The following is an 880-nucleotide window of genomic DNA, read 5'->3' on the forward strand; positions in this document are numbered from 1 at the left end:
ATCAATGGAAAAGGCAAATCCAACACATTCGAGTCCAACATACTATATTCCAACTCCAAAAAAGGCAAATACTGCGCAGTGTACTTTAAAGGAGACTACAATAAATATTACAAAAACTCCATATACAACAATGGCTACCATGGCTTACACGTAGTAGGCAAAATCAATAAAATAGAAAAAAACAATTTATACAACAATAAATACGCAAACAGCCTAATCAATGGCAATTACAACAATATACTAGAAAACACAATACATGGTAGTAAAACATCAGGAATAATACTAACAGAAAACAACAACAAAATAACCCTTAACAAACTATGGAATAACAAACAATACAACATCAGAATCAAAGGCAACTCAAACCACGCTAATAACAACACACTAAAAAGCAGCAACTTAGCTATTCACATCATAGGATCTAAAAATAAATTCATACAAAACACAATACACAAAAACACAAAAGGAATATATCTAAAACAAGGCAAAAACAATTATTTAAACTACAATTACATTATAAATAAAAACTACAACCTAAAAAGAAAATCAGGTTCAATAAATGCAGAATACAACTGGTGGGGAATAAATAAAATAAACAAAGTCCACAACACAAAAGTATCCAAATATGTGATAGCCAAACTAAAACTTCCAAATGTTAAATACCTAAAACCAAACAAACCCTACAAAATAACCTTAATCCTATTAGATAACAATAAAAAGAAACTAAAAAAAATCATCCCATCAACAGCATCACAATTTGGATTCTACAAACAATACAAAAAGACAATAACAATAAAGAAAAAAGATCCAAAAACTAAAAAAGTGAAAAAAATAAAAACAACCAAATTAGCATGGAAATCCCTAAAAATATCAAGCAAAA

General features: G+C 28.5%; 1 protein-coding gene. It reads left to right on the forward strand.

The genetic code is table 11. From position 1 onward, the window contains the following. The coding region (locus MBFIL_RS04770) for a right-handed parallel beta-helix repeat-containing protein (RefSeq protein WP_211261717.1) at positions 1 to 880 on the forward strand (880 nt) is incomplete at both ends.

The organism is Methanobrevibacter filiformis, assembly GCF_001639265.1.
GTDB classification, from domain to species: domain Archaea; phylum Methanobacteriota; class Methanobacteria; order Methanobacteriales; family Methanobacteriaceae; genus Methanacia; species Methanacia filiformis.